We start from the raw sequence: 1,144 nt of genomic DNA, 5'->3' as shown, positions 1-1,144 counted from the left end.
GTAAGACGGTGCAGGCGTGGACGGAATGGCGTAACTACGGGCTTCAGACCGGGGACTTCAAAGAGGCCTATAAATATATCAGTAAGAACTTCACAGATGAACAGAAGACCTATGATTTTGATACTCGTCTTTATAAAAAGGGCGGGTGGATTGTAGGTGGAGATGTGCATGGCTACGAGTTCCATGGTGAGCCTATTAACCACGGTGGTGGTAAATATAAGTGGAAGTTCTTCATGGCTTGGCCACATCTCATCTATATTGAGGCTGATGGAGAGCACTATAAGGAAGTTGTTAATAAAGATTACGAGAATAACTGGTATATGATGACTCTTCACCATGATGGGAATCGGTGGCTTATCGATAGCGTTGAGTTCTTGGATATGAAGGGTGAGAAGAATGAAGAATAGAGCTCTTCCATGCCTAATGGTTGCATCATTGGTATGTGCCTCACTTTTTCAAGGTGTTCCGGTTATGGGTGATCCTCTCTGCGGTAATTCGGATGCTTCACTATGGTGTTCAGAGCAGGAGATATCTCAAAGCCAACAGTGGCGCGGTGGGAGACAGGCGCCAGAGCAAAATATAGGACAGTATCCAAATGCCGATCTGCACACGTCTCAGGAAAATAATGAACGTCGTCAAGATGAGTGGACGAGATGGTATCGGGAGCATCATCATGGGAATCTTGGGTTCGCTCAAGATAAAAGTGGTGCTAATAAGTCGTTTAGATTTGATGTTGCCAATGATGGTTCGTACTGTGTTAGTCGGGATGGGCGTGTGGGCCAGTATAAAGAATTTACTGATGATGGTCAGGCTAAACCTGTTGGGGAGACGATTACGAATCATCTGTTCGGTGATACCTGCACCCTGAACGACCCGGAAGCAGCACAGCAAGCTCAGGGTGAGTATGAGCGGATTATCACCGAGATGCGCACTCATTTGCTGGAGTTGATCCCGGCGCATCCGCACCTGACTTTGGATAGTGCGCATCCACCACACACGAGTAAGGGTGAGGAAACGAATTTCTACACCACTTTAGAGGGCAGTTCTAATATTTTTGAAGGGGATTTGCCGATTGGACGCACTAGGATTCGTGCGGTGCCGGTGGCGTATCGGTATGAGTATGGAGACGGGCACGATCTAAAAA

Annotated in this window: 1 protein-coding gene and 1 pseudogene; both read left to right on the top strand. The window is 47.1% G+C overall.

Features of this window, described 5'->3' with window-relative positions; translation table 11 throughout:
* On the top strand, nucleotides 1-407 hold a 407-nt coding region (locus tag HMPREF2804_RS07390; RefSeq protein ID WP_246824204.1), incomplete at its 5' end, for a DUF6318 family protein.
* 64 nt (nucleotides 408-471) lie between these two features.
* Nucleotides 472-1,144, top strand: a pseudogene (locus HMPREF2804_RS10820) (hypothetical protein); the annotation flags it as partial.

Source organism: Rothia sp. HMSC065G12, assembly GCF_001811455.1.
Taxonomy (GTDB): domain Bacteria; phylum Actinomycetota; class Actinomycetes; order Actinomycetales; family Micrococcaceae; genus Rothia; species Rothia dentocariosa.
This window is presented reverse-complemented; position numbering and strand designations above follow the sequence as displayed.